Below are 1999 nucleotides of genomic sequence, written 5' to 3'. Positions count from 1 at the left end.
AAAACTACACGTACCTTTATTAAAAGATTACGTGCTGCAGAAGATAAAAAATCTGCATCTGATTTATTGCCAAAAGTAATCTCTATGTTAGATCGTTTAGCTAAAAAGAATATTATCCACAAAAACAAAGCGGCTAATAACAAATCAAAATTAACGAAATTCGTTAACGGTTTAAAATAAGCCAATTTTTTTACGATATTAGTAAAGGCATCCTAACCAAAAGTTAGGATGCCTTTTTTTGTCTAAAAAAAATGGAAAATTACGAACAGAAACTAGGTATAAAGTTATGGGCCGAAGAAGATCGCCCGCGTGAAAAACTTTTATTACATGGCCGAAGACATTTAACAGATGCCGAACTGATTGCTATTTTAATTGGCTCAGGAAGTAAAAACGAAACCGCTGTAGATTTAAGTAAAAGGATTTTATCGTTTTACGACAACAATTTAACAAAACTGGGAAAAGCTTCTATTCTGGAGCTTTCCAGGTTTAGAGGTATTGGAGAAGCCAAAGCATTAACTATAATTGCCGCTCTGGAGCTTGGTTTGCGGCGGAAGGAAACTGCGGAGGAGGCCATTACCCATGTTACTACTTCTAACGATGTTTATAAATATTTACATCAAACTTTCGCTAATCTCAATCACGAAGAGTTCTGGATATTACTCCTAAACAGGTCTAACCGGGTAATAGGTAAATTTTTGATTAGTAAAGGGGGGCAGGCGGGTACGGTAGCCGATCCGAAAATTATTTTTAAAACAGCTTTAGAAAACAATGCCGCAAATATTGTATTGGCACATAACCATCCTTCCGGAAGTTTAAAACCCAGTGAGAGCGACGATAAATTGACCAGGAATATGGTTGCTTCAGGAAATTTGCTTAGCCTGTATGTGGTCGATCACCTGATTTTTGCCAATAACCGTTACTATAGTTATCGGGATGAAGATTTAATTTAAAAGATATTTGGTTGTTAAAATACAATTAACGTTAAATTAGTATAATAGCGGCTTAAATTAAATATTACTGGCTAGCCAGCATTAATTAAATTGTGTAATTATATTTATGAATACTTTAAAAATCATCCCTGTTTTTCTTTTGTTAACCGTTATGGCATTTGCGCAAAAAACGGCAGTCCCAATTAATATTATTACTTACAATATCCGTTTAAATGTAGCGTCTGATGGTGTTAATGCCTGGCCTAACCGGAAAGATAATGTTAAAGCCCTGGTGAAATTTCATGATGCTGATATTCTTTGTGTACAGGAAGCCTTACCTGAACAGTTTGATGCGCTTTTGGAGAATTCCAATTTCGATGTAGTGGGTGTTGGTCGTGAAGATGGTAAAAGAAAGGGAGAATTTTCTGCTGTTTATTTTGATAAAAACAGGTTCACTAAAAAGGATGGCGGAACTTTTTGGTTGTCAGAAACACCAGATGTTCCATCAAAAGGTTGGGATGCCGCACTTAACCGGGTATGCAGCTGGGTTAAATTGTACGATAAACAGAATAAAAAAGAGTTTATCGTTTTTAACACACATTACGATCATATCGGTGTTCGGGCAAGGATCGAATCAGCTAAATTGCTTAAACGTAAAATTCAGCAGATTGCACCAACGCTACCGGTTGTTTTTACCGGCGACTTAAACGTAACGCCAGAGACAGAAGCCATTGCTACTATAAAATCTTTTCTTATCGATGCGAAAGATGTTTCTGTAGAGCCCCCATATGGCCCGACAGGTACTTTTAATGCTTTTGATTTTAACAGTGACCYGAAAAACAGGATCGACTACATTTTTGTAAACAAAGGATTTAAGGTGCAGAAATTCGCTGTATTAACTGATAGTAAGGATAAAAGGTATTATTCTGACCATTTACCTGTTTTTTGCAGACTTTGGTTTTAATAAATGCTGTTAAAATCTCTGTTTCCCTTTCAATTCGAGCTTTTTGGTAACCCATATCATTATCATTATATTTTCGAAACACTGGCATTTATAATTGGTGTTAGGT

General features: G+C 35.9%; 3 protein-coding genes. All 3 read left to right on the top strand.

From position 1 onward, the window contains the following. Window positions 1-180 (top strand): 30S ribosomal protein S20 (gene rpsT, locus AC1DPQ_RS26290; protein WP_477611373.1); only part of this gene is annotated, 180 nt, incomplete at its 5' end. A gap of 71 nt (window positions 181-251) precedes the next feature. Next, window positions 252-950: a RadC family protein gene (gene radC / locus AC1DPQ_RS26285; protein WP_029277287.1), complete on the top strand. Its 699-nt coding sequence runs from the start codon at window positions 252-254 to the stop codon at window positions 948-950. A gap of 106 nt (window positions 951-1056) precedes the next feature. Further along, window positions 1057-1893 (top strand): endonuclease/exonuclease/phosphatase family protein, encoded by an 837-nt coding sequence (locus AC1DPQ_RS26280; protein WP_477611372.1) that lies wholly within the window; start codon window positions 1057-1059, stop codon window positions 1891-1893. The last annotated feature ends 106 nt before the right edge of the window (window positions 1894-1999 follow it).

The sequence above is a fragment of the Pedobacter sp. 01T416_2 genome (assembly GCF_056398925.1).
The sequence above is the reverse complement of the archived record's forward strand: the minus strand, read 5'-3'. Positions and strand labels throughout refer to the sequence as shown.

What these genes read in the sequence shown, in the direction of transcription:
- radC (WP_029277287.1), top strand. Translation starts at nt 252, where the DNA reads ATGGAAAATTACGAACAGAAACTAGGTATAAAGTTATGGGCCGAAGAA.